Origin of the sequence: Micrococcus sp. ACRRV, assembly GCF_022346985.1 — a bacterium.
GTDB lineage: Bacteria > Actinomycetota > Actinomycetes > Actinomycetales > Micrococcaceae > Micrococcus > Micrococcus porci.
The window spans coordinates 1-4,643 of sequence record NZ_JAKRNH010000144.1 but is presented as its reverse complement, the minus strand read 5'-3'; the positions used below and the strand labels follow the sequence as shown (position 1 = coordinate 4,643).

3 protein-coding genes are annotated in these 4,643 nt (G+C 72.8%); 2 read left to right on the top strand and 1 reads right to left on the bottom strand.

Going from position 1 to position 4,643, the window contains the following annotated elements:
* The first annotated feature begins 425 nt into the window (after positions 1–425).
* Positions 426–1,973 carry an alkaline phosphatase gene (locus tag MHY29_RS11275; RefSeq protein WP_239241289.1) on the top strand — a complete coding sequence of 516 codons (1,548 nt, stop codon included), beginning with the start codon at positions 426–428 and terminating at the stop codon, positions 1,971–1,973.
* Positions 1,974–1,984: 11 nt separating this feature from the next.
* Complete coding sequence (locus tag MHY29_RS11270; RefSeq protein WP_239241287.1) at positions 1,985–2,833, top strand: polysaccharide lyase family protein; 849 nt, start codon at positions 1,985–1,987, stop codon at positions 2,831–2,833.
* A 66-nt stretch (positions 2,834–2,899) separates the two neighbouring features.
* Here the strand turns inward: MHY29_RS11270 and MHY29_RS11265 are convergent, their stop codons facing one another.
* Positions 2,900–4,456 carry a sodium:alanine symporter family protein gene (locus MHY29_RS11265; protein WP_239241285.1) on the bottom strand — a complete coding sequence of 519 codons (1,557 nt, stop codon included), beginning with the start codon at positions 4,454–4,456 and terminating at the stop codon, positions 2,900–2,902.
* Between the last annotated feature and the right edge of the window lie 187 nt (positions 4,457–4,643).

Sequence of the window (4,643 nt, the reverse complement as noted above, 5' to 3'; positions counted from 1 at the left end):
CCCGTCCCGCCGCCCGTTCGCGTGGGCGCGGGCGGCGACGTCGGCCAGGTCCGCGACGCGCAGCCCGGGGTTGGAGGGGGTCTCGACGAACACGAGGTCGTAGGCGGAGAAGCCGGCGTCCACGTGGACTTCGTGTCCACGCCGGGCACGGATTCACCAGAGGAGCTGGCGGCCCCGGATCTGCCGCCCGAGGCAACGCTGGTTGACTTGTCGCGGGTCCTGGGCGCGAAGACCCGCGACAACTCAACCGGCGTTGCTCAGGACAGGGCGGATCAGCGTGAGGTCGGTGTCCGCGGAACGCACCGGCCGACCCCGTCCCGTTCCCGGGCAGCCACCACATGCTCGCTCGCCGTTCACACCGCGCCCCTACGGTGCGACACGCCGGTCCCCCTGGACCGGACCCGACCCACGCACGAAAGGCCACGATGTCCTCCCCCTCCCCGACCCTCAGCCGCCGGCGCCTGCTCGGCCTCAGCGGAGCGAGCGCCGCCGTCCTCGCCCTCGGGGTGAACGCCCCCGCCGCGGCACACGCCGAGCCGCTGCCCCAGCGGGACGGCCTCTTCGGACTCGGGGTGGCCAGCGGCTATCCGCGGCCGGACGGCGCGGTCCTGTGGACCCGGCTCGCACCGGAGCCGTTGGCGGAGGACGGGCACGGCGGCATGCCGCTGCGCTCGGTGCCCGTGAAGTGGGAGGTCGCGCGGACCGCCGACTTCCGCCGCATCGTGGCCCGCGGCACCGCGCTGGCCCAGCCGGAGCTCGCGCACTCCGTCCACCCGCGCGTCGAGGGCCTGGCGCCCGGCACGGAGCACTTCTACCGCTTCGTGGTGGGCCCGAAGACGAGCCCCGTCGGCCGTTTCGTCACCCTGCCGACCGCCGGCTCCGCCACGGACGACTACACCGTGGGCCTGATCTCCTGCCAGGCCTGGTATCACGGCCATTTCGCCGCTCACCGCCACCTGGCGCAGGAAGAGGACCTGGACCTCACCGTCTTCCTCGGCGACTACATCTACGAGTACGGCATCACCGCCGCGAACCTGTGGCGTCAGGGGGCCGAGGTCACGCCCGCGCACGCCGTGGAGATCGAGACCCTCGAGCAGTACCGGCTGCGGTACGCCCTGACGAAGTCGGACCCGCATCTGCAGGCGCTGCACGCCCGAGCGGCCGCCGTCGCCATCTGGGACGACCACGAGGTGCAGAACAACTACGTGGGCGCCGCCTCCTCCACCGGTATCCCCGAGGAGCTGTTCGCGCACCGCATCGCCGTCGCCTACCGGGCCTTCTACGAGAACCTGCCCGTGGACATCGACGCCCTGCCGGAGGGGCCGGAGTCGGACATCGTGGCGGGGCTCGACGTCGGCGCGCTGGCCCGCATCTCCCTGCTGGACACCCGCCAGTTCCGAGACGCCCCGCCGGCCGACGCCGCCGACCGCGAGCGCGAGAACCGCACCATGTTGGGCGCGGCCCAGGAACGGTGGGTCACCGAGCGGCTGCGCACGTCGCAGAGTCAGTGGAACGTGCTGGCCGGCGGCGTCGTGCTCGCGCCGATCTCCGATGACCGCACCGACCAGTGGGACGGCTACCCGGCCGCCCGCCGTCGCCTGCTGACGGAGATGAAGCGCGCGGGCAACGCCGTGATGCTCACCGGCGACATCCACAAGCACGTGGCCGCCGAGCTCCGCGGCGAGTCGGCGGGCCTGCCGGCCGGGCCGGCCGGCGTCGAACTGGTGACGACGTCCGCGGCTTCCGACGGCGACGGTGCGAAGACGGACAAGTACACGCCGGACTGGGTGCGGCACGACTACGTGCGCCACTACGACGGGCGGCGCGGCTACCTGCACCTGCGGTTCACGCCGGCGCAGCTGACGTCCTCGTTCTGGGTGGTGCCCTGGGTGGAGTCGGACGACACCGCGCCCAAGGAGCTCAGTGCCCGCTTCACCACCCCCGCCGGCAGCAGCCGCCTGGTCGAGGCCTGAGGAGGACACCGATGAGCAAGAACCCGCAGACCGTCACCGACGTGGCCGCCACCGGCGCCATCTCCCGCGTCGAGCTGACCTGGACACCCCTGCCGTGGGAGCCGCTGATCGACCACTATCGTGTGTACGCCCTGCCGACGTCCGGCAGGGGCGCGACGCCCGACGAGACGCACCTGGTGGGCAAGACCGTGTATCCGCGTTTCGTGCACCACGGCCTCGACCCCGCCGGGGAGGCGTTCCGGTACGTCGTCGTCGCGGTGTCCGACGCGGGCCGGCGCGGTGGCCCGTCCTCGGCGGTGGTGGGCGAGTCCCAGAGGTCCGTGACCGCGACCGGCCGTGAGCTGGCACGGATCGGCGAGTTCGACGGGAAGTCCCTCGAGCTGCGCTTCGCCCCCGCCCAGTACGGGCAGATCCCGAAGGCCCACCCGAAGGCCGTGATCGACTACGTCCAGGGTGTGGACACCCCCGCCGCGGCGTGGCCGTACCTGCTGCCGGGGCCGGGTGACGCCTGGGCCGGTCGGAAGGCCTACCGCGCCCGCTGGACGGTGACCCTCGACGCCGCCCCGCAGCGGGACGTCGACCTGGCGCTGTGGTTCGTGGACACCACGCGCCTGGGCGGGCGTCTCGACGTGGCGGTGAACGGGCAGAGCGTACGGCCCGTGGAGCTGGCGAAGGGGGCGACGCGCGGCTCCCGCGAGGGCGACGCGACGCTGCCCGGGTCCACGCTGCTGCGCTCGTACCACGAGTTCACCCTCCCGACCGGGGCGCTGGCCGCAGGCGAGAACGTCGTGGAGTTCACCCTCGCCGAGGGCGGCTGGGTGGCCTGGGACGCGCTGGGCCTGTACGAGCGGGCCCGCTGAGGCGGCGGCCAGGGGGCCGGCCGGACAGCCTCGGATCGTCGCGAGCCAGGGCCGACCCCGTCCCGCTCACCCCTCCCCGCGCTCCGGGCCCCCGCGCACCACGGTGATCGCACGGGTGTCCGGGGCGGTGTCGGCGACGTGCTCCATGGCGCGGTCGAGGTCGCCCGTCTGCTGGTATGCCGCGTGGATCTGCTCCCACAGGCGGGCGTTGCGGACGCCGATCGCCGCCGGGTCCAACACGGGGTCCTGGCCGGCACGGCGCTGGCGGTCGTAGTCCTTGAACAGCCGGATGGCCACGGGGCTCAGCAGGATGAGCGCCACGATGTTCACCCACGTGTAGAGGCCGACGCCGAAGTCGGCGAACGCCCACACGAGGGCCGAGCTCTGCACGGCCCCGAACACCATGGAGCCGGCCAGGAGCAGCCGGGCGATCGCGATGACCGCGCGCTGCGCCGTCTTGTTCGGGATGAGGTAGGCGACGTTCGTCTCCGCGTAGAACGCGAAGGAGAGCAGGGTGGTGAAGGAGAACAGGAAGACGGCGATCGCCACGAAGGACGGACCGAAGGCGGGCAGTGCCGCGTCGATGGCGATCTGGACCCACGCCGGGCCCTCCTCGACGCCGGGCACGTGCTCCGCGAGCAGACTCTCCCCGTCCGGGCCCAGCACGTTGAAGCTGTTCGTGGCGAGGATCATCAGGCCGGTCATGGTGCAGACGAACAGGGTATCCACGTAGGCGGAGAACGCCTGGGCCAGGCCCTGCTTCACGGGGTGCGAGACGTGGGCGGCCGCCGAGGCCTGGGCGCCCGAACCGGTGCCGATCTCGGTGGAGTACACGGCACGGCGCACGCCCCACGCGACGGCGGCGCCGAGGATGCCGCCGTAGACCGAGTCCAGGGCCAGCGCGCTGGAGAAGATCAGGCCGAACATCGCGGGGACCTGCCGCCACATCAGCCCGACGACGAGCAGCCCCACCAGGATGTACGCGCCGGCCATGAACGGGACCACGAGACCCACCGTGCGGCCGAGGCGGTGCATGCCGCCGAACACGATCACGCAGAACAGCACGGCCATCCCGAGACCCACCCACAGCGGGTCCCAGCCCCACGCCTCGGTCGTGGCGGCGGTGACGGCGTTGGCCTGGATCTGCGGGCCGGTGAAGACCGTGGCGAACACGGTGGCCGCGGCGTACGCGACCGCCAGCCACCGCCAGTTCCGGCCGAGCCCCTCGAGGATGTAGTACGCGGGCCCGCCGCGGTACTCGCCGCGGACCTTGTGCTTGTAGAGCTGCGCCAGCGAGCTCTCCACGAGCGCCACGGGGGCGCCGAGGATCGCCGTCACCCACATCCAGAACAGCGCGCCCGGGCCGCCCAGGTAGATCGCGGCCGCGACGCCCGCGATGTTGCCGACCCCGATGCGCCCGCCCAGGGCCATGGCGAACGACTGGAACGAGCTGATCCCCGCCGACGACGATCCTCCCCTGACCAGCTGGCCCACCATGTCCTTGAGCAGCCGCACCTGGGGAGCCGCCATGCGGATCGTGAAGTACAGGCCCAGGGCGAGGAGCCCGACGACCATGGGCAGGCTCCACATGATCGAGTTGGCGGCGGTGACGAACTGCTCCATGGTCACTTCCCAGGTCGCGGACAGGATCCGTGCACTCCATCACATTCGGGCCACCCCGGGCACCCCTGAGCCCCCCGGGGGTGGGGGGGGGGGGGGGCCGGGGGGGGGGGCCCCCCCCCCCGCCCGGCCCCCCCCCCCCCCCGGGCTGTTAAAAAAATACCCGCCCCCCCGACCGGGCGGGTAATAG

Coding starts and splice junctions, on each gene's coding strand:
- MHY29_RS11275 (WP_239241289.1), top strand. CDS start 426: ATGTCCTCCCCCTCCCCGACCCTCAGCCGCCGGCGCCTGCTCGGCCTC.
- MHY29_RS11270 (WP_239241287.1), top strand. CDS start 1,985: ATGAGCAAGAACCCGCAGACCGTCACCGACGTGGCCGCCACCGGCGCC.
- MHY29_RS11265 (WP_239241285.1), bottom strand. CDS start 4,456: ATGGAGCAGTTCGTCACCGCCGCCAACTCGATCATGTGGAGCCTGCCC.